This is a genomic window from Luteimonas flava (assembly GCF_036584485.1).
Taxonomy (GTDB): Bacteria; Pseudomonadota; Gammaproteobacteria; order Xanthomonadales; family Xanthomonadaceae; genus Luteimonas; species Luteimonas flava.
The window spans coordinates 646699-672676 of sequence record NZ_JAZHBM010000001.1 but is presented as its reverse complement, the minus strand read 5'-3'; the positions used below and the strand labels follow the sequence as shown (position 1 = coordinate 672676).

At 69.2% G+C, this 25978-nt stretch carries 24 protein-coding genes; 5 read left to right on the top strand and 19 right to left on the bottom strand.

The genetic code is table 11. From position 1 onward, the window contains the following. Positions 1-22: 22 nt before the first annotated feature. Complete coding sequence (locus V3391_RS03175) at positions 23-562, bottom strand: copper chaperone PCu(A)C (RefSeq protein WP_332076957.1); 540 nt, start codon at positions 560-562, stop codon at positions 23-25. A 497-nt stretch (positions 563-1059) separates the two neighbouring features. Here V3391_RS03175 and xseA point away from each other — a divergent pair, with 497 nt between their 5' ends. The 3 genes from xseA (at position 1060) to V3391_RS03160 (ending at position 5713) form a co-directional block, all read left to right on the top strand. Next, positions 1060-2403 (top strand): exodeoxyribonuclease VII large subunit, encoded by a 1344-nt coding sequence (gene xseA / locus V3391_RS03170; protein ID WP_332076956.1) that lies wholly within the window; start codon positions 1060-1062, stop codon positions 2401-2403. Positions 2404-2554: 151 nt separating this feature from the next. Next, on the top strand, positions 2555-4204 hold the full coding sequence (locus V3391_RS03165; protein ID WP_332076955.1) for an acetolactate synthase large subunit: 1650 nt from the start codon (positions 2555-2557) through the stop codon (positions 4202-4204). A gap of 42 nt (positions 4205-4246) precedes the next feature. Next, positions 4247-5713, top strand: coding sequence for an aldehyde dehydrogenase family protein (locus V3391_RS03160; RefSeq protein WP_332076954.1), 1467 nt, complete (start codon positions 4247-4249; stop codon positions 5711-5713). A gap of 21 nt (positions 5714-5734) precedes the next feature. Here V3391_RS03160 and V3391_RS03155 read toward each other — a convergent pair whose 3' ends face one another. The 13 genes from V3391_RS03155 to V3391_RS03095 all read right to left on the bottom strand — a co-directional run bounded on the left by V3391_RS03155 (position 5735) and on the right by V3391_RS03095 (position 16865). Continuing rightward, a complete protein-coding gene (locus tag V3391_RS03155) occupies positions 5735-7540 on the bottom strand; it encodes a GGDEF domain-containing protein (protein WP_332076953.1) in 1806 nt (601 codons plus the stop codon). A 46-nt stretch (positions 7541-7586) separates the two neighbouring features. Beyond that, positions 7587-7823: a hypothetical protein gene (locus tag V3391_RS03150; protein ID WP_332076952.1), complete on the bottom strand. Its 237-nt coding sequence runs from the start codon at positions 7821-7823 to the stop codon at positions 7587-7589. A 58-nt stretch (positions 7824-7881) separates the two neighbouring features. Then, entirely contained in the window at positions 7882-8640 is a 759-nt protein-coding gene (locus V3391_RS03145; protein ID WP_332076951.1) for an SAM-dependent methyltransferase, read from the bottom strand. A gap of 29 nt (positions 8641-8669) precedes the next feature. Continuing rightward, complete coding sequence (locus tag V3391_RS03140; protein WP_332076949.1) at positions 8670-9233, bottom strand: GNAT family N-acetyltransferase; 564 nt, start codon at positions 9231-9233, stop codon at positions 8670-8672. A 152-nt stretch (positions 9234-9385) separates the two neighbouring features. Next, positions 9386-10021: a bifunctional phosphoribosyl-AMP cyclohydrolase/phosphoribosyl-ATP diphosphatase HisIE gene (hisIE, locus tag V3391_RS03135; protein ID WP_332076948.1), complete on the bottom strand. Its 636-nt coding sequence runs from the start codon at positions 10019-10021 to the stop codon at positions 9386-9388. Then, positions 10018-10791: an imidazole glycerol phosphate synthase subunit HisF gene (gene hisF / locus V3391_RS03130; RefSeq protein WP_332076947.1), complete on the bottom strand. Its 774-nt coding sequence runs from the start codon at positions 10789-10791 to the stop codon at positions 10018-10020. Before hisF ends, hisIE begins: the two co-directional genes overlap by 4 nt. Next, positions 10785-11519 (bottom strand): 1-(5-phosphoribosyl)-5-[(5-phosphoribosylamino)methylideneamino]imidazole-4-carboxamide isomerase, encoded by a 735-nt coding sequence (hisA, locus tag V3391_RS03125; protein WP_332076946.1) that lies wholly within the window; start codon positions 11517-11519, stop codon positions 10785-10787. The genes hisF and hisA overlap by 7 nt, the downstream gene beginning before the upstream one ends. 3 nt (positions 11520-11522) lie before the next feature. Then, a complete protein-coding gene (gene hisH, locus V3391_RS03120; RefSeq protein ID WP_332076945.1) occupies positions 11523-12125 on the bottom strand; it encodes an imidazole glycerol phosphate synthase subunit HisH in 603 nt (200 codons plus the stop codon). Further along, positions 12122-13207, bottom strand: coding sequence for a bifunctional histidinol-phosphatase/imidazoleglycerol-phosphate dehydratase HisB (hisB, locus tag V3391_RS03115; RefSeq protein WP_332076944.1), 1086 nt, complete (start codon positions 13205-13207; stop codon positions 12122-12124). Before hisB ends, hisH begins: the two co-directional genes overlap by 4 nt. After that, positions 13204-14286 (bottom strand): histidinol-phosphate transaminase, encoded by a 1083-nt coding sequence (gene hisC / locus V3391_RS03110; protein ID WP_332076943.1) that lies wholly within the window; start codon positions 14284-14286, stop codon positions 13204-13206. Before hisC ends, hisB begins: the two co-directional genes overlap by 4 nt. Then, on the bottom strand, positions 14283-15620 hold the full coding sequence (gene hisD, locus V3391_RS03105; RefSeq protein WP_332076942.1) for a histidinol dehydrogenase: 1338 nt from the start codon (positions 15618-15620) through the stop codon (positions 14283-14285). Before hisD ends, hisC begins: the two co-directional genes overlap by 4 nt. Continuing rightward, positions 15617-16531, bottom strand: a complete 915-nt coding sequence (hisG, locus tag V3391_RS03100; RefSeq protein WP_332076941.1) for an ATP phosphoribosyltransferase — start codon at positions 16529-16531, stop codon at positions 15617-15619. Before hisG ends, hisD begins: the two co-directional genes overlap by 4 nt. A 10-nt stretch (positions 16532-16541) precedes the next feature. Beyond that, positions 16542-16865, bottom strand: a complete 324-nt coding sequence (locus V3391_RS03095; RefSeq protein WP_332076940.1) for a YerC/YecD family TrpR-related protein — start codon at positions 16863-16865, stop codon at positions 16542-16544. Between the two features lie 131 nt (positions 16866-16996). Between V3391_RS03095 and V3391_RS03090 the strand changes: the two genes are divergently transcribed. Then, positions 16997-18232 carry a hypothetical protein gene (locus V3391_RS03090; RefSeq protein ID WP_332076939.1) on the top strand — a complete coding sequence of 412 codons (1236 nt, stop codon included), beginning with the start codon at positions 16997-16999 and terminating at the stop codon, positions 18230-18232. 3 nt (positions 18233-18235) lie between these two features. Continuing rightward, on the top strand, positions 18236-18559 hold the full coding sequence (locus tag V3391_RS03085; RefSeq protein WP_332076938.1) for a tetratricopeptide repeat protein: 324 nt from the start codon (positions 18236-18238) through the stop codon (positions 18557-18559). A 160-nt stretch (positions 18560-18719) separates the two neighbouring features. On the opposite strand, the gene V3391_RS03080 is transcribed toward V3391_RS03085, so the two are convergent. Genes V3391_RS03080 through cydD form a run of 5 tightly spaced genes read right to left on the bottom strand, consistent with a single transcriptional unit; the run spans position 18720 to position 25966 of the window. Continuing rightward, a complete protein-coding gene (locus tag V3391_RS03080; protein ID WP_332076937.1) occupies positions 18720-19082 on the bottom strand; it encodes a hypothetical protein in 363 nt (120 codons plus the stop codon). Then, positions 19079-20995 carry an HAL/PAL/TAL family ammonia-lyase gene (locus V3391_RS03075; protein WP_332076936.1) on the bottom strand — a complete coding sequence of 639 codons (1917 nt, stop codon included), beginning with the start codon at positions 20993-20995 and terminating at the stop codon, positions 19079-19081. Before V3391_RS03075 ends, V3391_RS03080 begins: the two co-directional genes overlap by 4 nt. 52 nt (positions 20996-21047) lie before the next feature. After that, positions 21048-22418: a histidine--tRNA ligase gene (gene hisS, locus V3391_RS03070; RefSeq protein ID WP_332076935.1), complete on the bottom strand. Its 1371-nt coding sequence runs from the start codon at positions 22416-22418 to the stop codon at positions 21048-21050. 39 nt (positions 22419-22457) lie between these two features. Further along, positions 22458-24152, bottom strand: coding sequence for a thiol reductant ABC exporter subunit CydC (gene cydC, locus V3391_RS03065; RefSeq protein ID WP_425497188.1), 1695 nt, complete (start codon positions 24150-24152; stop codon positions 22458-22460). Next, the gene (gene cydD, locus V3391_RS03060; protein ID WP_332076934.1) at positions 24149-25966 is read right to left on the bottom strand and encodes a thiol reductant ABC exporter subunit CydD; all 1818 of its coding nucleotides are present in this window, start codon (positions 25964-25966) and stop codon (positions 24149-24151) included. The genes cydC and cydD overlap by 4 nt, the downstream gene beginning before the upstream one ends. Between the last annotated feature and the right edge of the window lie 12 nt (positions 25967-25978).

Here is a 25978-nt window from a genome sequence, read left to right as displayed (position 1 = left end):
CAGGCAGGATGCGTTCCGTCGATCAGTGCCCGGTGTGATCGGCGGCAGGCGCATCGCCTGCCAGCGGACGCACTTCGAAGGTCACCGCCTGTTCCGGCGCGTTGGCGAAACGCAGGGTGGCCTCGATCGACTGGCCGGCGCGCACCGGCTCGACCGGGTCGATGAACATCAGATGGTTGCCACCGGGCTTCAGCGTGACTTCGGTGCCGGCGGGCAGCTCGACGCCGTCGGCGAGTTCGCGCATGCGCATCATGCCGCCCTCGTGCGACATCTCGTGGATCTCGACGCTGGCCGCCGCTGGCGTTTCGACCGAGAGCAGCCGGTCGGCTGCACCGCTGCGCAGCGTGAGATAGCCGCCGGCGACGGCCGCGTTCGGCGGCGTCTCACGGATCCACGCCTCGCTGACCACGATGCCGGCGCTGGCGTCGGCGGCGTTCCCGGCCGGCGTCGGCGAAGACGATGACGACGCGTCCTGCGTCGCGGGCTGGCAGCCGGCGAGCGCGAGGATCAGACCGGCGGCGACGGGGCCGATGGCGAGGGAAAACGGACGGCGTGCGGACATCGCGGTGCTCCTAGGTTCGACAGGTGGGCGCCGGCATCGCGCCCGATGACGGGCAGTATCGCAGCGCACGATATCCGGCCCCCGCGCGACGCAAGCGATCGCCATGCTGGCCGCGTGGAGGCGGCGATGCCAATGCGACCGGGTGTCGCAGTGAGGGTCGATGCACTCCCTTGGCCTCAGAGCGGGAATCGATTGGAGCGCCCTGCACTGTGAGCACGCGTCGATTGAAGCCCACTTCGTCGCGAGCACGCGCCGCTGTAGCGCTCCCCCGTATTGCGGGGGAGGGTTGGGAGGGGGCGAACGATCAAGTCGCCGGAACGTCGGGGCGTCCGCACTTCTGAATCGCTCGATCCGATACATCAGCTCCGGATCGATTGCCTCCACCCAACCCTCCAACGTGAAACGGAGGAGGATTCAAAACCCCTGCCGTTGATGGACGTGTCCGGCTTCGGCTGACGCCTCATTTCGGCTTCCGGGCCAACCGGTATCCTGTCCCCATGCAAGACAACAGCCCTTCCGACGTCCTTACCCCCACCCAGCTCAACACGCTGGCGCGTGGTCTGCTCGAAGACACGTTTCCGAACGTCGTCGTGGAGGGCGAACTCGGCAATCTGTCGCGGCCGGCGTCGGGGCATCTGTATTTCACGCTCAAGGATGCGCGCGCGCAGGTGCGTTGCGCGCTGTTCCGTTCGCGCAGCCAGGGCCTGCGTTTCGTACCGCGCGAAGGCCTGCTGGTCCGCGCGCGCGGGCGGGTCACGTTGTACGAGGCGCGCGGCGACTACCAGCTGATTCTCGATTCGCTGGAAGAAGCGGGCGAAGGCGCGCTGCGTCGCGCGTTCGATGTGCTGAAGGCCCGGCTGCAGGCCGAAGGCCTGTTCGACGCGGAGCGCAAACGCGCCCTGCCCGCGTTTCCGCGGCGGATCGGCGTCATCACCTCGCCATCGGGCGCGGCGGTGCGTGACGTGTTGAGCGTGCTCGCACGGCGTCTGCCGCTGGTCGAGGTCGACGTGCTGCCGGTGCCGGTCCAGGGCACCGATGCACCCCCGAAGATCCGCGCGATGCTTGAACGCGCCGGTGCCAGCGGCCGCTACGACGTGATCCTGCTGGCACGTGGCGGCGGTTCGCTGGAAGACCTGTGGGCGTTCAACGACGAGGCGCTTGCGCGAGCCGTCGCCGCCTCGCCGGTGCCCGTGGTGTCGGCGATCGGCCATGAGACCGACTTCAGCCTGACCGATTTCGCCGCCGACCTGCGCGCGCCCACGCCCTCCGTGGCTGCGGAGTTGCTGGTGCCCGACCGCAACGAGCTCGCCACGCGCGTGCGCCGCCTGCAGCGCCACGTCGACGACACCCATCTGCGCGCGATGCAGCAGCGGTTCCAGCGCCTGGACCGCGCCGCACTGCGGCTGCAGGCGCAGCGTCCGCAGGCGCGACTGGACGCGCTGCGCCTGCGCCAGGCCGAAGCCCTGCGGCGGCTGTCGATGGCGATGCGCCAGCAGCTGCAACAGCGCGGCGCGCGCCTGCGTCACGCCGAGGCGGTGCTGCGTGCGGGCACGCCGCGACGTCGGCTGCAGCAACTGCGCGAACGCCTCGCCGCGCTCGGCCCGCGTCCACGCGCCGCGCTCGCCCGCCATCTCGAACGCGATCGACTGCGTCTGCGCGGGCTCGCCCGCTCACTCGAAGCCGTGAGTCCGTTGGCGACGATCGCACGCGGCTACAGCATCCTGCAGCGCGAGGACGGGGGCGTCGTCCGCAGCGTCTTCGACGCCGCGCCCGGCGAGCCGCTCCAGGCGCGGCTCGTCGACGGGAATCTGCGCGTGCGGGTGGAGTCATCGGAATCCTGAGCCGGGTGTCGGCCTGATCGCACACCGTGTGGTGCGGCGGCGATCCCGCGGGGCTGCGACGGACCGGACGCAGCGTTCCGCCCCATCTCGCCCGCCGCTCACACCGCCGCTGGCATGCTGGGCGCCCACGTCACGACGGAGTGCCCGCACGATGACCAAGGCGTCCGACCTGTTCGTCCAGGCGCTTGAAGCCGAGGGCGTGACCCACGTCTTCGGCATTCCCGGCGAGGAAAACCTCGACCTGCTCGAATCCCTGCGCGCGTCCGATATCGCGCTCATCCTCACCCGTCACGAGCAGGCCGCCGGCTTCATGGCCGCGACCTACGGGCGCCTCACCGGTCAGGCCGGCGTGTGCCTGTCAACGCTCGGCCCCGGCGCGACCAATCTCGTCACGCCGGCCGCCTATGCGCAGCTCGGCGCGATGCCGATGTTGATGATCACCGGGCAGAAACCGATCCGCACAAGCAAGCAGGGCCATTTCCAGATCGTCGACGTCGTCGACATGATGCGGCCGCTGACCAAGTCCACGCACCAGCTGGTGTCCGCCGATGCCATTCCGGCGCGCGTGCGGGATGCGTTCCAGCGCGCGGAAGAGGAACGCCCCGGTGCGACGCATCTCGAACTGCCGCAGGACATCGCCGGCGATGACACTGATGCGCGCCTGCTGCCCGCGCCCTACACGCGCCGGCCGCTGGCCGAGCACAAGGCGATCGCGCACGCCGCCGAGGCGATCCGCAATGCGCAGCATCCGCTGCTGATGATCGGCGCGGGCGCCAACCGCAAGACCACGGCCAAAATGCTGCGCGCCTTCGTCGACCGGCTCGGCATTCCGTTCTTCAGCACGCAGATGGGCAAGGGCGTGCTCGACGAAACGCACCCGCTGTGGCTCGGCACCGCCGCGCTGTCGGACAAGGATTTCGTGCACCGCGCGATCGACGCGGCCGACTGCATCGTCAACATCGGTCACGACGTGATCGAGAAACCGCCGTTCTTCATGCGCAGCGGCAGGCGCACGGTGATCCACGTGAACTACGAAAGCGCCGTCGTCGACCAGGTGTATTTCCCGCAGATCGAGGTCGTCGGCGACATCGCCAACACGGTCTGGCAGCTGGCCGAAGCACTGGATGTACCGCAGCCGCACTGGGACTTCGCGTTCTTCGACCGCGTGCGCACGGCGCTGTGCGAGAACATCGCAGCACTCGCCGGCGACGACCGTTTTCCGGTGCACGGCCCGCATCTGGTCAGGACCCTGCGCGATGCGCTCGACCCGACCGACATCGTCTGTCTCGACAACGGCCTCTACAAGCTGTGGTTCGCGCGCAACGACCGTTGCCGTGAACCCAACACCCTGCTGCTCGACAACGCACTGGCGACGATGGGCGCCGGCCTGCCGTCCGCAATCGCGGCGAAGCTGGTGCACGCCGACCGCAAGATCGTCGCGGTCTGCGGGGATGGCGGCTTCATGATGAATTCGCAGGAACTCGAAACCGCGGTGCGGTTGAAGCTCGATCTGGTGGTCGTGGTACTGCGCGACGATGCCTACGGCATGATCAAGTGGAAGCAGCAGCACGAGGACTATCCGGTCTACGGCATGGACTACGGCAATCCGGATTTCGTGCACTACGCGCAAAGCTACGGCGCGCGTGGCCATCGCCCGGACAGCGCCGCCGCATTCGCGGATGTCCTGCGCACCGCGCTCGACACGCCGGGCGTGGACCTGATCGATCTCGCCATCGATTACGGCGACGACGACGCCCTGCTCAACACCGACATTCCCGCGCGCAGCGCCGCGATCGACTGATCCGCGCCGCGCGTTTCCTTCCGTCCGATTCCGGAGCGCCCCATGGCCAAGAAGACGACCGCCCGCAAGACCGCCGGGCTCGCACGCAGCTATCCCTACTACCTCGCCAATGCCGCAGTCGCCGCGAACACCGATCTCGAGGTCCGCGACAAATACAGCGGCAAGGTCGCCACGCGCGTCGCGATGGGCGATGCCGCGGCGATCCGCAAGGCCATCGTCGCCGCGCACAAGGCGCGCGGGCCGATGGCCGACTTCCCGCCCGACAAGCGTCGCGACGTGCTCGAACACTGCGTGCGCCGCTTCGAGGAACGCTTCGACGAACTCGCACTCGCGCTGTGCATCGAGGCCGGCAAGCCGATCAAGGATGCGCGCGGCGAAGTCACGCGCCTGATCGACACCTTCCGCATCGCGGCCGGCGAAGCCACGCGGACCGAAGGCGAGTACGTCGAACTGCAGATCTCCGAGCGCACGCGCGGCTATCGCGGTCTGGTCAAGCGCGTGCCGATCGGCGCGTGCAGTTTCATCACGCCGTTCAACTTCCCGTTGAATCTGGTCGCGCACAAAGTCGCGCCGGCGATCGCGGCGGGCTGCCCGTTCGTGCTCAAGCCGGCGGCCAAGACGCCGGTCGGCGCGCTGATCATCGGTGAGATCCTCGCCGAGACCGATCTGCCCAAGGGCGCGTTCTCGGTGATCCCCTGCAGCAACGAGGATGCCGCCGCGCTCACCGAAGACGAGCGTATCGCGCTGCTGAGTTTCACCGGCGGCCTCGTCGGCTGGGACCTCAAGGCGCGCGCCGGCAAGAAGAAGGTCGTGCTGGAACTCGGCGGCAATGCGGCCTGCATCGTCGACGAGGATCCCGGCCTGCCGCTGGACAAGGTGGTCGAGCGCCTGGTGTTCGGCGCGTATTACCAGTCCGGCCAGAGCTGCATCGGCGTGCAGCGCATCTACGCGCATCGCACGGTGCACGAGGCGCTGCGTCGCAAGCTCAAGAAGGCGATCGGCGCACTGCGCAGCGGCGATCCGCGTGAGGAAACCACGTTCGTCGGCCCGGTCATCGACAGCGACGCGGCCGACCGTATCGAATCCTGGATCGATGCCGCCCGCAAGGCCGGCGCCAAGGTCATCGCCGGCGGCAAGCGCGAGGGCAACATCATTCCCGCGACGCTGCTGGAGAAGGTCCCGCGCGATGCCGATCTGGAGCGCAAGGAAGTGTTCGGCCCGGTCGCGCTGCTGGAACCGGTCGACAGCTTCGACGAGGCGATCGCGCGCGTGAACGACAGCGATTTCGGCCTGCAGGCGGGCGTGTTCACCGGCAACCTGGCCCACGCGATGCGCGCCTGGGACCGGATCGAAGCCGGCGGCGTGGTCGTCGGCGACGTGCCGAGCTTCCGTGTCGACAACATGCCCTACGGCGGCATCAAGGATTCGGGCTGCGGCCGCGAAGGCGTGAAATACGCGATCCGCGACATGACCGAAGAACGCCTGCTGGTGATCCGCGACCCGGCCTGAGGCCGGCCGGCCGTCGCGCGATCAGGCGATCGCGCGACGCGGCGGCACCTCGACCACGGACGCGGGCTCGCGCACGATCTCGCGCAACAGCTCGATCGTCTCCACCACCGCATCCGGATCATCGATGCCGGGCGCATAGACGCGCACCTGCCGGCGCCCGCCGCGCTTGGCGGCGTACATCGCCTGGTCGGCATGGCTGAGCAACGTGGCCAGCGCGTAGCCGCCCTGCCCCGTTTCCGCCACGCCGAAACTCGCGGCGAGCCGGAAGCTGTAACCCGCCGCGGCGGTATCGATCGCCGAGAAGCGCGCCTGCGCATCGCCGGCCAGACGCACCGCCGCCGATGCGTCCAGCCCCGGCAGCAGCATTGCGAATTCTTCGCCGCCGAGCCGTCCGAATGCGTCCATCGCGCGACACAGCGGCTGCACGGCTTCGGTGACCTGGCGCAATGCCCAGTCGCCGGCCGCATGGCCGTACCGGTCGTTGACCTGCTTGAAGTGATCGAGATCGAACATCACCAATGTCGCCGGCCGGCCGTCGCGTTCGCACTGCAGCAGCGCTGCGGTCGCGCGCTCCGCGAAGTGCTGCCGGTTGAAGATGCCGGTCAGCGCATCGGTCTCGGTCATGCGCTTGAGCCTGAGTTGCATGCGCTTGGTCTTGTAGGCCCAGTACCCCACCGACGCGACCAGTCCGACCAGCACCAGCGCGAGCAACAGCCAGCTTTGTGCGCGCTGCTCGGTGACGCGCTTCTGCAGTTCCAGCAGCTGGTTCTTCTGATGCAGAAGCTCGATCTGCTGCGCCTGCTGCAAGGACTGGTGGCGCACCACCTGGTACGCCATCTCGCGCGACTTCACATCGTTGAAATGCGCGCGCTCGGCTTCGGAATAAAGGCGGTATGCCGAAAGTGCCGCAGCCAGATTGCCGTCTTCCATGGCCAGCAAGTATTGGACATGGTGGGCCTTGACGATGGCCTCTGCCGACATCGCTTCCTTGCTGATTGCAAGCGCTCTCTCGGCGTGTCGTCTCGCGGCTGCTCGCTCGTCAGCTCTCATGGACAGTTCCGCGAGCACCGCGTGGTACTGCGCGATGATGAAGGGGTAACCCGTCGCTTCGACCGCCGACAGACTTCCGGAAAGAAGTCGGATGGCTTCCGGGATACGGCCCTGCATCTCCATCTGACGGGCCAGGTGCCAGCGCAGGAACGCCGCGAATATCGGCTCGCCGTCGCATCTCCGCAGCGCTTCCAGCGCAGGCGCGTCTTCAAAGGATCGACCGAGGCCGTTCTGCGCCTCGAACCTGATGCTCGCGATCGCGCATTCGTTACGGCGGGTAGGTTCGTCAGCTGCAATCGTGTCCACGTGGCGCAATGCAAGCGAGTACTCGCCGACCTGGTTGTACACGATGGCAGCGACCAGCAGACCACGGTGGCGGAGCTCGTGATCCTCGATGTCTTCGGTGAGCGGAAGCATGACATCCAGCGTACGCAGAGCGTCCTCAAACTGCCGCTGCACCGCGTAGGTGTTGGCAAGCATCGAAGCAGCCAGAAAGCGCGTCGGCGCATTGGTGGTGTGTTCCAGTAGTCCTCGCAATTCGGAAATCGCTGTAGCTGACTGACCTGTCGTGATGGATCGGTGTATCCGGATCATCGTGATCCGATCCAGTTGCTCGGGCGTCGCAAGCGCACGCATGCCTTCCATATCGCCAAGCAGGCGATCCACGCGCTGAGGGTCGGACGTCCGGACCGAATCCGCTTCCGCGATCAGCGCATCAAGCGGTGCGTGCGCGAACGCACTACCGCTGAGCAGAAGTCCAAAACCGAGCGCGAGCAACGGCAGGCGTCCGCGAAAGACTGCCCACCGTCTGGAGCGGACCACCTCAGCGGTCGTTCGCGTCCTGATCATTCCCGTCCTGCTCACCGTCATCATCCTGATTCGGCTCATCCTGCTGTGGCTCAGTTTCGCCACCATCCGGCGTCATGATGAGGCAGGTCATGGCCACCCGACTCCAATGCGCCTTCCGAGCCTGCAGCAACGAGGGCAGATCACTCTGGCCCTCGGCTTCGAACGATGTTTCCATTCCCGCAGCCTCGAGCTGCGCGATTACATCCAACATGCACTTCCCCTTCGACTGGCATGAGCCGGCGGTGCACGCTCGGATTTCATGCATGACGTCACCACATGCGCTCATCCCGCACCATCGCCCGCGCCGGCGGCACCACGAGCGTGGTGTGCTGGTGCAGCTTGGCGTCGACGAGCCCCCTGAGCGGCACCCGCTCCACCCGGGGCCGCGCGACCGCGAGCGTAGCAGCTTCATATAGCGTCACGACATGGTCCAAGGGGTAGTCCTCCGACAGACGGTCGACCAGCAGCGCCCGCTCGGCGGTTGTATTGGTGAAACGGCCCGTGTCGCGGATTCCGGCCACGCCCACCTGCCACAGCACCAGCCAGGCGCTGGGGTCGGTGATCCTGCGGTAGAACATGAACTGGCTGGCCTCGTAGTGCTGGCAGCCGACCTCGCCCGGGTCGACCCCCAGATCCGCATACAGGCAGTCCTCCGCAGAGATGCCCGGCTCCATGATCGCCGGGAAGCCTTCGGCCCGGGCGACCGCGATGGCCTGGTGCGGCACCCGGGCGAACACGCCGGGATGGCCGTAGAACGCGCCGCAGACGTCGCGGCCGGCGCGCACCTCGGCGAGCATCGCGTCGACCATGCCGGCATAGGTGCGGTGGCGTGAAAGGCCCTCGCGGTAGAACGGTTGCAGGCTCCGCGCATCGGCGTTCATGCGCATCACCCACTGCTCCACCAGCGGATCGGAGACCGCAACGAAGACCACGTCCGCAGTTTCGATATGCCGCCGCGCGCGCGGCCCCAGATGCGCGCCGAGCATCATGCCGACGCCCACGCAGGCCAGCCGCCCCTTCCGCTCCATTCCGATTTTCCCCTGTGCGAGCGCGGAATCTAATCGGCGGGCAGTGCGTCCACAAGCGCGCGCCAGGTCCGGCGCTCCAGACGCCACCGCTGCCAGCCATCGGCGGGCACCTCCGGCACGAAACCCAGGCGCCGCATCAGCCCCACAGCGGCTGCATGGTCGATGCGATGCCGGGTCCACAGCGCATCGAACGCGTCCGCACGGAGCACGGCGTCGCACAGATGACCGAGCGCTGCAGTGGCCACGCCCTGCGCCTGTACAGCCGGCGGCAGCAGCAGGCCGGTCTCGGCGGTACGGCCATCCGCATCGGGGACGAGGGACAGCAGCCCGCCCGCACCGGACACGGTCTCGAGGCGCCAGTAACGCGCAGCCGGCGGGGCGGCCCGCATCTGCCGGAGCGCGGCCGCGAACGCCCCGTGCGCCGCCTGGAGATCGAGCACTGGCGCAACGTGCCGCATCGTCGCGGGATCGCCGTACAGGGCGACGAACAGATCCGCGTCCTTGTCGCCCAGCAACGTGGCGCGCACGCCGGCGGCGAGGAAATCTCCGGGCCAACCACACGACGACGTCACGGGCGTGGGATCAGCGCTCATGGTCGGATTGCCGGCGTTGCCGGCCGCACGCCGGCCATCGCGCGGCCCGGCGCGTCCAGGGGGACTTCAGGACGACGGGCGGTCGATCTGCAAGACACAGGGCACGGCCATCGAAGCCATCGGATCCGGCGGTCCTGCACCGCGACCGCCCGTCAGCCGCCCCGCGCTGTCAGCACCCGCTCGACATCGGCCAGCGACAGGCCACGCGCGCGCAGCAAAACGATCAGGTGATACAGCAGGTCGGCGCCCTCGCCCAGCAGCTCCTCGTCGGTCTGCACGAGGGCGGCGAGTGCGGTCTCGACGCCTTCCTCGCCGACCTTCTGCGCGATGCGGCGCACGCCGCCATCGAACAGGCGGGTCGTGTAGCTGCCTTCGGGGCGTTCGCGTTCCCGGGTCTCGATCAGCGCGTCGAGTTCGGCGAGGACGCCGGCCGGCGCGGTCGGAAAGCAGCTTGGCCGCTGCAGATGGCAGGTGGGGCCGCGCGGCGTCGCCAGCACCAGCAGCGTGTCGGCATCGCAGTCCGCTTCCATCGAGACGAGTTCGAGCGTGTGCCCGGACTGTTCGCCCTTGGTCCACAGGCGGTTCTTGCTGCGGCTGAAGAAAGTGACCTCGCCGCGGCGCAGGGTTTCGGCGAAGGCGGCGCGGTCCATGTAGCCGAGCATCAGCACGCGCAGCGTGGCGGCGTCCTGCACGACAGCGGGAAGCAGTCCGTCGCCCTTGGACCAGTCAAGCGTATCGACGTCGGGGGCGATGGCAATGGCGGATGTGTCGTCCTGCGGTTCGGTCATTGGAGTCTGATGTCGATGGCCTGATCGGCCAGTTCGCGCTTGAGCGCGGGGATGGCGATGCGGCCGCTGTGAAACACGCTGGCCGCGAGCGCGCCGTCGACATCGGCATCGATGAAGGCAGCGGCGAAGTGTACGGATGCACCTGCCCCGCCGGATGCAATCAGCGGCACCGGACACACCGCGCGCGCGGCCTGCAGCTGGGCGATGTCGTAGCCGGTGCGCACGCCGTCGTTGTCCATGCAGTTGAGGACGATCTCGCCCGCGCCCAGGCGTACGGCCTCGGCGATCCAGTCGAGTGTGCGGATCGGCAGCTCGCGGGTGCGGTCGGGATCGCCGGTGTGGCTGCGCACGCGCCACTCGCCATCGGTTTCGCGGATCGAATCGATGCCGACGACCACGCACTGCACGCCGAAGGCTTCGGCCAGCTCGGAGATCAGCGCGGGGCGCTCCAGCGCCGGCGTGTTGATCGAAATCTTGTCGGCGCCGGCATGCAGCACCGCGCGCGCGGTGTCGACGTCGCGGATACCGCCGGCGACGCAGAACGGAATGTCGATCAGGCGCGACACGCGTTCCACCCAGCCGCGATCGACCGAGCGGCCCTGCGGACTGGCCGAGATGTCGTAGAACACCAGTTCGTCGGCGCCCTCGTCGCGGTAGCGCAGCGCGAGGTCGACGATGTCGCCCATGTCGACGTGGTCGCGGAAGCGCACGCCCTTGACCACGCGCCCCTCGCGCACGTCGAGGCAGGGAATGATGCGGCGGCTCAGCATGCCAGCGCCTCGGCCACGCCCAGGCGCCCTTCGAGCAGCGCACGGCCGAGCACGATGCCGCCGCAGCCCTGGGCCTTGGCGGCGTGCACGTCGGCGAGTTCTCGTACGCCGCCAGAGGCCTGCACATCGAGCGTGGGCACCAGCGCCTTGAGGTGTGCATAGAGATCGAGATTGGGACCCGACAGCATGCCGTCGCGGGCGATGTCGGTGCTCAGCAGATGACGCAGGCCGCCCTGCGCGTAGCGCACGGCCAGCACGTCGAGCGTGGCATCCGCGGTCTCGGTCCAGCCATGGACCGGGAGATGCCACACGCCATCGCGGCCCTGGCGGGTGTCGAGCGCCACGGTGATGCGCTCGGCGCCGAAGGTCTCGATCCACTGCAGCACCTGCGCCGGCTCGCGCACCGCCAGCGAGCCGACCACGACACGTTCGGCGCCCGCATCGAGGATGCGGCGCACGTCGTCTTCGGTGCGCACGCCGCCACCGGTCTGCACGCGCAGCCCGGTATCGGCGCGGATGCGGGCGAGCAGTGGCGCCAGCGTGTAGCCGCCCTCGCGCGCGGCATCGAGATCGACCAGATGCAGCCACTGCGCGCCGGCAGCGGCATAGGCCTCGATCTGCACCAGCGGATCGGCGCCGTAGCGGGTTTCCTGCGCGTAATCGCCCTGCGCTAGGCGCACGACGCGGCCGTGACGGATGTCGATCGCGGGATAGACGGTGAATGCCATGACTCAGGCCTCGAACGCAGGGGACAGGAAATTGCGTAGCACGCGCGCGCCCACAGCGGCGGACCGCTCGGGGTGGAACTGGGTGCCAGCGATGAGGCCGCGACGCACGGCGGCGGCGAACGCCTGACCGTGATCCCCGGCCAGCACGCAGTCGTCGGTGACCGGCGCGGCGAAGCTGTGGACGAAGTAGGCCTGCGCGCCGTCGACGCCTTCAACCAGCGCATCGGGCCGCGTTGCGCGCAGCGTGCTCCAGCCCATGTGCGGCACGCGCAGACCCGGGCCGCCGCGCAGGCGCGACACCCGCCCCGGCAGCAGACCGAGACCGGCGACCTCGCCCTCTTCCGAGGATTCGAACAGCAGCTGCATGCCGACGCAGATGCCGAGCAGCGGCCGCTCCAGCGTGCGCAGCACCTCGACCAGATCGAGCTGCTGCAGCCGCGCCATGACCTGCGCCGCGGTCCCGACACCGGGCAGGATCACCCGGTCGGCAGCGCGGATGCTGGCGGCGTCGGTGACCAGTGCCGCGTCGATGTCGAGACGCTCGAATGCGTAGCGCACCGAACCGGTGTTGGCGCCGCCGGCGTCGACGATGACGACGCGCGTCACAACGTCCCCTTGGTACTCGGCAACGCATCGCCACTGCGGCGCACGGCCTGACCGAGCGCGCGGGCGAAGGCCTTGAAGCAGGCTTCGACCTTGTGGTGGTCGTTGTCGCCTTCGACCTTGAGATTGAGGTTCAGCGCCGCCGAATCACAGACCGACCGGAAGAAATGTTCGACGAGTTCGGTCGGCATGTCGCCGACGCGTTCGCGCACAAAACGGCCGTCGAACACGAGATACGGCCGGCCGCCGAAATCGAGCGCGGCGCTCGCCAGCGTTTCGTCCATCGGCAGCGTGAACCCGTAACGCGCGATGCCGCGCTTGTCGCCGAGCGCTTCGCGCAGCGCCTGGCCCAGCGCGATGCCGGTGTCCTCGATCGTGTGGTGTTCGTCGATCTGCAGATCGCCTTCGGCCTGCACGACCAGCGAGATACCGGCGTGCTTGCCGATCTGGTCGAGCATGTGGTCGAAGAACGGCAGGCCGGTCGACACGCGTGCGTCCGCTGCGGCGTCGAGATCGAGCTCGACGCGGATACGGGTTTCCTTCGTGTTGCGCACCACGGTCGCGCGTCGCGGCGCATCGCACAGTTCGTGCGCGATGCCGGCCCAGTCCCACGCGCCGCCGAACTGCGTGGTGCGCAGCTTGAAGCCACGGATGCCCAGATTCTCCGCGAACTGGATGTCGGTATCGCGGTCGCCGATCATCGCCGAGCAGTCGAGATCGATGCCGCGATCGCGCAGGTAGTGCATCACCAGACCGAGCGCCGGCTTGCGGGTCGGTGCGTTGTCGGCCGGCCAGCTGCGGTCGACCAGCACTTCGCGGAACACGATGCCCTGGCTTTCGAAGATGCCGAGCATCAGATCGTTCGGGCCGTCGAACGTGGACTGCGGATAGCCTTCGGTACCGAGGCCATCCTGGTTGGTGACGATGACGAATTCGAAGCCCGCATCGCGCAGGCGCAGCAGCGCCGGAATCACGCCGGGCACGAAGCGCAGCTTCTCGAACGCGTCGATCTGGAAATCCGCCGGCTCCTCGATCAGGGTGCCATCGCGGTCGACGAACAGGATCTTCTGGCCGCGCGCACTCATGCCGCGATCTCCAAGGCTTGCAGGGCGGACAGCACGCGCGCGTTCTGCGCCGGCGTGCCGAGACTGATGCGCAGCGCGTCACCGAGTTGCGGCGCAGCGCGCTGGTCGCGCACGACGATGCCGGCCGACAGCAGCGCGGCGAACGCGCGATCGGCATCGACGAAGCGCACCAGCAGATAATTCCCGGCCGACGGGTACACCCGGCGCACGCCCGGCGTGGTCGCCAATGCCGCGGCCAGCGCATCGCGTTCGGTGATGGTCTCCGCGACACGCGCCTGCGTGACCTCCAGCGCCGCGGGCGACAACCCCGCCAGCGCGAGATCGGCGCACGGGGTGGGCACCGGATACGGCGCCTGGCAGCGGCGCAGCACCGCGATCAGGTCGGGGTGGCCGATCGCCACGCCGATCCGGGCCGCCGCGAGCGCATGCGCCTTCGACAGCGTGCGCAATACGACGAGATTGTCGTGCGCGGCGAGCAGCGTAGTGGCCGAGGCCGTCCCCGCGAATTCGATATAGGCCTCGTCGACGACGACGACCGCCCGGCCCGCCAGCGCATCCGCCAAGTGGTCCACCTCGGCCAGCGGCACCAGCCCGCCGGTCGGGTTGGACGGTGAGCACAGGAATACGAGCTTGACGCCGCGCGCCAGCGCCGCGCTGCGGACCGCACCCAGGTCAACGCCGAATCCGTCCGTGCCATCGACCAGCGGCACTTCGACGAAGGCTGCACCCTGCAAGCGTGCACTGACCGCGTACATGCCGAACACCGGCGGCGTCGCCAGCACGGCGTCCCGACCGGGGACACACAGCGCGCGCACCAGCAGGTCGATCGCCTCGTCGCTGCCGCGGCCGATCAGCAGCTGCTCGACCTCGACGTCATACAGTTCGGCCAGCCGCGCCTGCAGCTCGGGTGGTTGCGGCGAGGGATAGCGCCGGCAACGCCCCTCGGCGTCGCCGGGATTCGCCAGCGGCGCCTCGTTGGCATTGAGCCAGACCTCGCCTTCGAGCCGCTGCGTGCGCGCCGAGGCATAGCCGGCGAAATCACGCAGGTCTTCGCGGACCAGATCGCGCACGCTGCTCATGCCGTCGCCTTCGCGATGCGCAGCGCGACCGCGTTCGCATGCGCGTCCAGGCCCTCAGCGCGCGCCATCGTCACCGCGTCCGAGCCGATCGCACGGATGCCGGCAGCGTTCGCCGACTGCACGCTGACCGTGTTCTGGAAGCTCGACACGCTGACGCCGCTCCAGGCGCGTGCCGCGCCGCCGGTGGGCAGCACGTGGTTGGTGCCGCTGCAGTAATCGCCGAGCGCTTCGGGTGTCCAGTCGCCGAGGAACACCGAGCCGGCGACCTCGACCTTGTCGAGCCAGGTGCGCGGGCTGCGCAGCGCGAGGATGAGGTGCTCGGGCGCGTAGCGGTTGCTGATGTCGAACGCGGTGTCGAGCGTGTCCACCAGCAGCAGACGCGAGCGCGCCATCGCCTGGCGCGCAATCGCTGCGCGCGGCAGGGCCGCCAGTTGCGTGGACAGTTCGGCGCGAACTTTTTCCAGCAGTGCGTCGTCTTCCGACAGCAGCAACACCTGCGAGTCCGGACCGTGTTCGGCCTGCGACAGCAGATCGGCGGCGACGAAGGCGGCGTCCGCGCCGGCATCGGCGATCACCAGCACTTCCGATGGACCGGCCGGCATATCGATCGCGACTGTGCCTGACTGCGCGACCTGCTGCTTGGCTTCGGTGACGAAGCTGTTGCCCGGCCCGAACAGCTTGTCGCAGGCCGGCACGCGCAGCGTTCCGAAGGCCATCGCGGCGATCGCCTGCGCGCCGCCCAGCTTGAACACGCGGTGCACGCCGGTGAGTTTCGCGGCAACGAGGACGGCCGGGTCGGCGCTGCCATCGGGACGCGGCGGCGTGCACAGCACTACCTCGCGGCACCCGGCCAGGCGCGACGGTACGCCGAGCATCAGAGCGGTCGACGGCAGTGGCGCGGTGCCGGCAGGCACGTACAGGCCGACACGCGGAATCGGCCGCACGATGCGCGCGCAGTTGACGCCATCTGCGGTGTCGACGTTGTAGCCCGAGGTCATGCCGGCCGCGTGGAAGCGTTCGATGCGCGCGGCGGCATTGATCATCGCCTGACGCAACGCCGCCGGCACTGCAGCCTCGGCCGCAGCGAATTCCTCGGCCTCGACTTCAAAGTCTTCGAGCACGACGCGGTCGAAGCGTTCGGTCAGTTCGCGCAGGGCGTCATCGCCGCGCGTGCGCACATCGTCGAGCACATCGGCGACCGCGCTGCGCGTCTGCGCGGCCACAGCTTGCGTGGGCCGGCGCAGCAGTTCTGTACGGGTCTCCGCATCCGCGGCATCCCAGTCGACGATCGCGGGAATCGCGCTGTCGATGGACGAAGTTCTGGTCGCGCTCATGCCAGCATCCGCTCCACCGGCAACACCATCAGACCGGCAGCACCGGCCTGCTTCAGGGCTTCGAGGCGCGGCCAGGTCATCTCGCCGTGGCAGAGCACCTGCAACGCGACCTTGTCGCTGCCGTCGACCTGCAGCAGCGTCGGCGCTTCGGCGTCGGGCAGCAGCTTGAGCAGCGCGTCCACGCCATCGCGGCGCGACTGGAACATCACCAGCCGGCTGTCGCGCAGTCGCAGCACGCCGTCGAGACGACGCAGCAGCAGCGACGCGAGTTCGCCACGCACATCGGCGAACGGCGTGACCGGGCCGGCCAACACCGCTTCGCTGGTCATCAGTGTGACCGCGGGCTTGAGCTGGTTCGCGGTCAGCGTGGCCCCGCTGGAGACCAGATCGCAGATGACGTCGGCCTGGCCCAGACGCGGCGCGATCTCGACCGAACCCGAGAGATTGACGATCGTCGCCTGCACGCCCTGCGCGTCCAGCCACTGCTGCAACAGGCCCGGATAGCTGGTCGCGATGCGACTGCCCTGGAGCTGCGCCGGCCCGGTCCACTCGGTGGATTCGGGAATCGCGATATCGAGCCGGCAGCCACCGAAACCGAGACCGCGCACGGCTTTCGACACCTGCGGCAGGCCACGCAGCGCGCGATCGGCGCCGACCTCGTCGAGCACGTTGCGCCCGACGATGCCGTAATCGCAGACGCCATCGGCGAGCAGGCCCGGGATGTCGTCGTCGCGCACCAGCAGCAGATCGACCGGCAGCGTTTCGCCGTAGCAGAACAGCTTGTCGCGGCTCTCGCGCCAGGACAGACCGCAGGACGCCAGCAGCGCACGCGCCGGCTCGCTCAGGCGACCGGACTTCTGGATGGCGATACGCAGGCGATCGCGCGTGGCGCCGCCGTTCACAGGACTCATGGGGATGACCTCAGTGGGATTCGGGTGTGCGCGCCACGCGGCGCGCCGCGATCGCATAGCCGCCGGCGCCGCGATCGAGCGTGCGCGCGACGCGGCCGACCGTCGTCACGCTGACGCCGGTGCGCTCGTGGATCTCGCGATACGGCACGCCCTGCTGCAGCAACGGCACCACGCGCCAGCGATCGACCAGCGCTTCCAGCTCCGCCGGCGTGCACAGATCGTCGAGAAACCGCGCGACCTCGTCGGCCGTCTTCAGCTGCGCGAACGCACGCGCCAGCGCCGTCAGCGAGGTGCTGGCTTCATGGTCCGGCAGGGGTTCGGGGCGTTGCTTCACGGGCGCGGTTTGACGTATCAATGTAATAGCGTGCTAGTACATTACGCCAATTTGCTGCAGAGTCAATCCCGGAATGGCTGCCAGGCCGCACACGTGTTCGAATGCATCCATCCCCGCCGCGAAGGATCGCGATGTTCCGAAGCCTCGCTGTCGTCTGTTTCGCAGTCCTGCTGTGGATGCCCGCGCGTGCGGCAGACACGGACGGCGCAATGCCGCCGTTCGTCACATCGACAGCATTGACCGACTGGCTCGCCCGCCACCCGTCACCCCTGGATCAGGCGCCGCCCCATGCGCGCGAACTGTTCATCGAGGCGCTCGACTTCGGCCCCAGGGGTGTCCGCAGCTTTCCGTACGCCGAGCTCGCACCCGAACTGACCACTGCGGAACTGGCCGAGGTGCAGCGCCTGCTGCTCGCCGAGGCACTGCCCCTGCCCGGCCTTGAGATCGAGGAAGCGGCGCGACTGCGGGCCGCCCGCGCTGCAGGCGCGCTCGCGGGTCCTTCGGCGCGCGTGCTGGCCGCCTACCGCGACTGGCGCAGAACGGCCGAACCGACGGAGATGTCCGGCCTCGCCATCGACCGGCTGACCACGGAACAGGCACGTGCAGGCAGCGACGCGGGCGAGGACCTGCGCCTGCTGCACCGTGCGGCCCTGGAGCGTGCAGAAGAATTCCGAGACGACGCCCGTCTCGACACCGCACGCGCCCTGCATGCGCGCCTCCATGCCGAAGGACTTGTGACCCGGCAGGACCACCGGTCACTGCAGCGCCTGCTGCTCGTCAGCGGTCGTATCGACGAAGCCCGGACTTTTACCGCAGGTGTGCCCGAAGCGCGCCTGCCAGCGGTGCCGCGGTTCGATGTCTCACGGTCGCCCGAGCAAGGCACCGTGCGTATCTGGCGGATCGACGGGGACGACGGCGACGTGCCCACCCTGCGCAAGCACCCGCTGGATCTCGGCCTCCGCATCGTCGTCGTGACGTCGCCCGGCTGCGGCTTCAGTCGCGCAGCCGCCGCCGCGATCCCGTCCGACCCGATACTCGGCCCCATCTTCGCGCGGCACGCAGTCTGGCTGATCGCGCCCGACGCGATCGCGGATGTGGCAGCCCTGCGCGCATGGAACCTGCGCAATCCGGACGCCGAGATCGGGATCGCCGTCGATGCCGCACAGTGGCCTGTCGCACTCGACACGACGCCGCAGTTTCTGGTCTTCCGCGACGGACAGCTCGTGGCGCATGTCAGCGGATGGCGTCGCGATGGCAGTGATCGCGACGCCCTGAACGCGGCGCTGGCACAGGCTGGATTGCTGCATTCCACCTCGGGCAGCGCTGCTCCGGCGAACATCGGGGACACGACTTCCGGACACAGGTGATTCATGCGCGAACGATTGCAGGCGCTGCTCGATGCGGGACGCGACGATGCGCTGCTGCGATTCGGGCTGGGCAACGCCTGCCTGCAGGCAGGCGATTCGGACGCCGCCGCCACGCATCTGGCAGCCGCGACGCGGCACGATCCGGACTACTCGGCGGCGTGGAAGCTGCTCGGCAAGGTGCTGCTGGCACTGGGTCGCGAAGGTGAGGCCGAAGCGGCATGGCGCGCGGGACTGGAGGCGGCGACGCGACGCGGGGACGTGCAGTCGTCGAAAGAGATGACGGTGTTCCTGCGGCGGATCGAGCGCGGGCGGCAGGCGGACGTTTGAGCCGGATGCCCGCCGCGCCGCCAAGGCCATGCTGGATCCCGGTTCGACGCTCACCGGCGTTGATGCCGGTATGGCGTGTGGGAGCGCGCTTGCGCGCGATGGGCTCTCCCGGCAAAACCGCATCGCGCGCAAGCGCGCTCCCACCGAAGATGGCGGCGCGTCAGTCGACGCGCTTGCGCGCGTGCATTGCCATCCATGCGAGCGCGACACCCGACAATGCGCCGACCGACGACATGAACACCCGGGCGGCGAGGAAGTTCGGGTCGTGGATCTTCGCCAGCGCGATGCGCGCGTAGACCGGCGATTCGAGCCGCACCACGCCCATGTAGAACAGATGCCAGGCGTCGATGCCGGTCGCGACCGCCAGGGCGACGAGGCTGCCCCAGCCGATCGCATGCCCGTGCGCCCAGCGGCTGCGTGCGCCGAGCCAATGGAACGCGAGGTAACAGACCGCGCCGACCACGAGCGCGATCAGCGCCGCCTCCAGCACGCCCAGCCAGCCGAAATGCAGCGCGAGGTTCAAGCGGCCGGGCCGGAAGACTGCACGCGCCAGCGCGGCAACACGCCGAGCAGTGCGCCTTCGGACACCAGTTTCACCGCGGCGGCGACTTCGCCGTCGAGCGCGCGGTCGCGATCGAGAAACGGGATCGCCTTGCGCACGATGGCATGCGCCGCGGCGACGATCTCGCCGGGATGGAAGGGCTCGCAGGCGGCGAGCTCGGCACGCAGCGATTCGACCTCGTCGACGAAAGCACCGCGGGTCGGACGATCCGACGCGGGACCGCCCTGCACCTTCGCCGCCAGCGCTTCCGCATCACCGCGTCGCGCGAGATCGCGCGCGGCGTTGATCATGTCCACGCGCAGATCGAGCGCCTGCGCGGCGGTGTAGATCTCCAGCGCCAGCACCTTGCCCAGATCCTCGGCCATCGACAGCACGTGGCGCGCCTCGTTGGTGCCCATCGACACATGGTCTTCGGCGTTGGCGCTGGTCGGGATCGAATAGACGCTGGCCGGATGCGCGCGCGTGGCGAGATCGTTGACGATCGCCGCCGCGGTGTACTGCACGATCATGTAGCCCGATTCGGTCGCATCCTCGTTGCCGATCAAAAAGCCCGGCAGGCCGTCGTTCGTCGCCGGATCGACCAGCTTGTTGAGACGACGTTCGGAGATCGACGCGAGCACCGGAATCGACGCCTTGACGTAGCTCATCGCCAGCGCGAGCGGCATGCCGTGGAAATGGCCGGCGGAGATGACCTTCTCCTCGACGTGCTCGGCCTCGCGATCGGGGAACACCAGCGGATTGTCGGTGACCGCGTTGAGTTCGATCTCGAACACGCGCTTGCCCTGCTCGATCGCGTCGCGCACGGCGCCGTGCACCTGGGGAATGCAGCGCAGCGAATAGCTGTCCTGCGGCTGGTGCTTCTTGCCCCCGCGGAACGGACGGAAGCGCGTGTAGAACTTCTCGCGGCCGTGGCGCTGGTCGCTCGGCACCCAGTCCCAGCCGATGTCGAAGCGCAGTGCCTGCGCCTCGGTGGTGTCCCAGCTCGTCGGCAGCCACGGCCGGAAGCGCGGCACGAGGTGATACGGAATGTCGGCGAGGGTGGAGCCGGCGAGCAGTTCGCGCAGATGCGCGGCGACTTCGACCTGGCCCGGATGCGGGCGCAGTGCGTGCACGTCCGGATCGAAGGCGCCCAGACGACCGGCGAAGGCGTCGATCGTCATTGCCGCGGCGAGATCGGCGGTGTCAAGCAGCGCGTCGAGCTTCTGCAGCGCGAGCACGCCGGTGGCGAGCATCTGCGCGGTGCCGTTGTTGAGCGCCAGGCCTTCCTTGTACGACAGCGTGACCGGCTCGAGACCGGCGCGCTTCAGTGCCTCGGCGCCCGGCATCCGCTCGCCGTCGACGAAGGCTTCGCCGCCGCCCAGCAGCACGATCGCCAGATGCGACAGCGGCGCGAGATCGCCGGACGCGCCGACCGAGCCCAGCGCCGGCACCACCGGCACGATGCCCGAATTGAGCAGCGCGGCCAGCGCCTGCAGCGTCTGCACGCGGATGCCCGAATGGCCCTTGAGCAGTGTGTTGATGCGGATGCACAGCATCGCGCGCACTACTTCCGCGGACAGCGGCTCGCCGACGCAGACCGCGTGGGTCACGATCAGGTTGACCTGCAGTTCCTCGTGCAGCGAACGGTTCGAGGGCGTTGCGCCTGGCAGATCGTCGCGCAGCGGACGCGCGCCGAGCAGACGGTCGGCATTGCTGCCGAAGCCGGTCGAGACGCCGTAGATCGGTTCCTCTCGGCGCACCTGCTCGGCGAGAAAATCGGCAGCGCGGGCGACGCCCTTCAGCGCGTCGTCGTCGAGCGCGACCGGTGCGCCGTGCGCGACCATGACCAGCTGCGCGCGCGTCAGCGAACGGCCGTCGAGGCGGATGGATTTCATCGTGCGTCTCCCTCCCGGAGCACAGAGGCGGCGCGATGCGCCGCCGACAACATCAGGGCATCGACCGCGCCTGCTCGCGCTCGACCAGCAGCGTGCGCGGCAGGTCGTCGTCGGCGACCTCGAACTGTTCGCCGCGGCGCAGATCCTTGACCGCAACCACGCCCTTGGCGGCTTCGTCCTCGCCGCGAATCACGACGAAACGGATCCCGGCGCGGTCGGCGTACTGCATCTGCTTGGCGAGCTTGCGCGGTTCGAGCTGGGTTTCGACGTTGAGTCCGCTGCCGCGCAGGCGCTGCGACAGCGCGAGCGCGTCGGGCAGCGAGGCATCGTCGAGCAACGTGACCAGCACGTCGACCGAACTGTCGGCGGTGGCGATCAGACCGGCTTCGCGCAGCTGCCAGAACAGGCGCGTCAGGCCGATCGAGATGCCGACGCCTGGCAACTTCGACTTGGTGTAATGGCTGGCGAGATTGTCGTAGCGACCGCCCGAGCAGATCGAACCGATCTGCGGGTGCGCATCGAGAATCGTCTCGTAGACCATGCCGGTGTAGTAATCGAGACCGCGCGCGATCGACAGGTTCAACGCGTAGCGCGATTCCGGCACGCCGAGCGCGCGCAGCTGGTTGAGCAGGTCGCGCAGTTCATTGCGGCCCTCTTCGAACAGCCCGGTGCCGGCGCCGAGCGCATCGAGCTTGGCCAGCGCATCGTCGTGTCCTGTGGAGCGCACGCGCGAAAACGCGAGCAGGCGCTCGGCGACGTCGTCGGACAGGCCGAAGTCTTCACCGGTCAGCGTGGCGCGCACCGCGTCCTCGCCCCGCTTGTCGAGCTTGTCGATCTCGCGCAGCACCGTCATCTGCCGCGTGTCGTCGATGCCCTGCCCTTCGAAATAGCCGCGCAGCAGCTTGCGATGGTTGAGCTGGATCGTGAACTCGCCGATGTCGAGCGCGGCGAACACCGCGCTGATCACCGCAGGCACTTCGGCGTCGTAACGCGGCGACAGCGAATCCTTGCCGATGACATCGATGTCGCACTGGTAGAACTCGCGGAAGCGGCCGCGCTGCGCGCGTTCGCCGCGGTAGACGCGCTGCATCTGGTAGCGGCGGAACGGGAATGCGAGGTCGTGTTCGTGCTCGGCGACGTAGCGCGCCAGCGGCACGGTGAGGTCGAAGCGCAGCGCCAGTTCCGGCAGACCGTCGGCCGCTTTTTCCAGCGCGCCGGTGGACTGGACGAAGTACACCTGCCGCTCGGTCTCGCCGCCGGACTTGGTCAGCAGCGTGTCCGACAGTTCGAACACCGGCGTCTCGATCGGCAGGAACCCGAAGCCCTCGAACGTGCGGCGGATCGTGTCCAGCATGCGCTGGAACGCGATCTGGTCGCGCGGCAACAGTTCCATGATGCCGGGCGGGGTCCGGGGCTTGATCATGCGGGCAGGCTCTTCGGTGATGCGGATGAGGCGCCCATTCTACCGGGCAGCCGCGGGTGCGGTTTCCGACAGCTGTCCGTCGCGCAGCCACAGGTGGCGATCGACGAGGCCGTCCGGCAGCACGCCGTGGGTGATCAGCAGCAGGCTGCGGCCGGCCAGCAGTTCCGGCAGGTCGCGCAGCAGGGCGTCGGCGGTGTCGTGATCGAGGCCTTCGGTGGGTTCGTCGAGCACCACCAGCGGCGCATCGCGCAGCAACGCGCGCGCCAGCGCCAGGCGCCGGGCCTGACCGGCCGACATCGTCACGCCGGCCTCGCCGACCCAGGCATCGAGCCCGCCGATCCGCTCGGCCCAGCCATCGAGCCGCACCTGCGCGAGCATCGCCCAGAGCGTGGCGTCGTCGGCATCGGGCGCACCGAAGGCCAGGTTGTCGCGCACGCGCCCGGCGAACACCGGCGCGTTCTGCGGCAGCCAGGCGATGCGCGCATACCAGTCCGCCTGCGCCATCGCGCGCAGATCGATGCCCGCCCAGGTCACCTGCCCCGCCTGCGCTTCGGCGCTGCGCAGCAGCAGCGCGGTCAACGTGGATTTGCCGGCGCCGCTGTCGCCGCTGATCGCGATGCGCTCGCCGGGGGCGATGCTCAACTCCAGCCTCTGCAGCACCGGACGCGCATCCGGGTCCCAGGCGAACACGACATCCTTGAAGTGCAATGCGCCATGTGCGGGCACCGCGACCGGCTGCACGGGATCATCGACCGCAGGCGACGCACCGGCCACCGCATCGAGGCGCGCGATCGACGCGCGCGCGGCCAGCAGCGCCTGCCAGGCGAGGCCGGCGCCGGCCCAGGCTTCGAACAGGCCGATCGCGACGAAGAAGATCGCCGCGGCATGCGCCGCCGGCAACGCCCCGGCGGTAAAACCGGTGGCGACACTCCACAGCAGGCCGAGCAATCCGACCCCGGCGATTCCGCCGTGCAGCGCCTGCGCATCGGCCAGGCGGCGACGACGCGTGCGTTCGAGCGTGGCGACGTCGTCTGCGTCGGCGTCCACGCGCGCCAGCCAGCCGGAAGTCGCATCGAGCGCGGCCAGATCGGCGCGGCCTTCATAGAGTTCGTGCAGGCGGGCGCGCAGCGCCGCGCGCCGTTGCGCGCGCAGGGTTTCCTCGGCGGCGCGAAGCCAAGCCACCCGCGCCGGCACGACGATCACGAGCAGCATGGCGATCGACGCGAGCCAGGCCGCACTGGGCGGATGCAGCCAGGCGACGATGCAGAGACCGGCCACGCCGACGCCGAGCAGGGCCAGCAAGGGACCGGTCGCGCGCAGCAGCAGGCCGTCGACGGCGTCGATGTCGTCGAGCAGCCGCGCGAGCAGATCTCCGGTGCGCAGACGACCGAGCTGCGCCGGGCTCAGGCGCAGCGCGCGCGCGAAGAACCAGCTGCGCAGATCGCGCGCGATGCGCAGCATCGCATCGTGGCCGAGCAGTTTCTCGAGATAGCGCGACACGATGCGCGCCAGCGTCAGCCCGCGGATGCCCGCCGACGGCGTGAAGAAATTGAAGCTGCCGAGCACCCCAAAGGTCAGCGCCGCGCCGGTGAGGAAGGCACCGGACACGCCGAGCAGGCCGACGCCTGCCACCAGCGTCAGCAGCATCAGCGCGACCGCGAGCAGCACGCCGCGGCGATGGTCACGCAACAGCGCGCGGGTGGACGGGATACGGGTCGGATCCCGAGCGCTCACGGCGCGACCTCCGCCGTCGCCGGTACCTGCCACTGCGCGCCGGCCCACGCCCTCACCGCGTCGCTGTGGGTGGCGACGATGACGGTGCAGTCGCCGAGATGCACATCCAGCGAGGCGAGCAGATCGGCCTCGGTGTCGGGGTCGAGGAAGGCGGTCGGTTCGTCGAGCAGCAACAGCTGCGGCCGCAGCAGCAGCGCGCGTGCCAGGGCCACGCGACGCGCCTCGCCGCCGGACAGGCCGAAACCGCGCTCGCCGATCACCGTGTCCATGCCCTCGGGCAGCCGGGATGCGAACCGCGTGACCTGCGCGACGCGCGCGGCCTCGGCGAGTTCTGCATCGCTGGCGTGCGGCGCACCGATGCGCAGGTTGTCGGCGATGCTGCCGTGGAACAGCCACGGACGCTGGCCGGCGAGCGCGATGCGCGTGCCAGGGGCGATATCGATGTGTCCGGCTTCGGGCGTCAGCCAGCCGGCCAGCGCGTCGAGCAGCGTGCTCTTGCCCGAGCCGCTGGGGCCGACGAGCGCGAGACGCGCGCCCGGCTGGATTTCCAGAGAGATGTTCTGCAGTGCGGGCGTTCGGGCTTCGGGGTGGCGCAGCGTGAGGTCCGAGATGCGGATAAGTGCCAGAGCTGGTGGTTCGCCAGTTGCGCCCCCTCCTCCGCTTGCGGGGGAGGACTGGGGTGGGGGCGATGTCTGAGCGGCCGTGGTGTTCGTCGGCCCGCACGGTTTGCCCCCATCCCAACCTTCTACCCCGAAGGCACGTCGCCCCGCACGCGGGGGAAGGGGCTCGTCTGCCGCGAGCTCGGGCAACCCATCGAACGCCGCTTCGATTTCCGCTACCGCCGCCAGCGCGTTCGCGCGGTCGTGGTAGTGCGCGGCCAGGCGTCGCATCGGCGCGTAGAACTCCGGCGCGAGCAGCAGGCAGAACAGGCCCGTCGACAGCGGCAGCGTTTCGCCGCGCAGGTCGAGCATGCCCAGATACGTGAAACCGAAATACACCGCGACCAGCGCCACGCTGACCGACGCGAAGAACTCCAGCACGGCCGACGACAGGAACGCGATCCGCAGCACGCGCATGCTGCGCACGCGGATGGTTTCGGTCGCCTCGCCGACCTGCACAAGTTCCGCGTCACCGCGGCCGTAGACGCGGATCAGATCCAGTCCGCGCAGGCGGTCTGTGAACAGCGCACCGGCGCGTGCGAGTGCGGCGAGCTGGCGGCGGCCGGCGGTTTCGGCGCCCTTGCCGATCAGCATCATGAAGAGCGGCGCCAGCGGCGCGGTCAGCAGCAGCACCAGTCCGACGATCCAGTCGGCGGCGAACACCGCGACCAAGATCGCCACCGGCACACACATGATTTCGGCGCGCGCGACCAGATAGCCACCGTAATAGCCGGCGGTCGCATCGACATGACCGGTCGACAGCGCGACCAGCGCGCCGCTGCGTCGGCCGCGCAGCCACACCGGGCCGCGTGCGGCGGCGGCGCCGGCCAGGCCGGTGCGCAGATGCGCGATCACTGATTCGACGACATCCGCCTGCAGCCGCTGCCCTGCCCACACCAGCACGGTACGCGCGAGCAGCGTGGCGGCGAGCAGCATCAGCGGCGTATGCAGCGCATCGAGCCCGGCGCGCGCGAACAGCAATGCATCGAGCGCCCACGCGATCGCTGCAGCCTGCGGAATCCACAGCCAGCCGGCCAGCACCTGACAGGCGCAGGCGCGGCGATGACGGTCGCGCCACGGCGCGAGCTGCGCATCTAGCCAACCGCTTCGCCGACGCCGCGCATCGGCCGTGGATTCCGGCGACGGCGCACTCATGCGGAGGTGGTC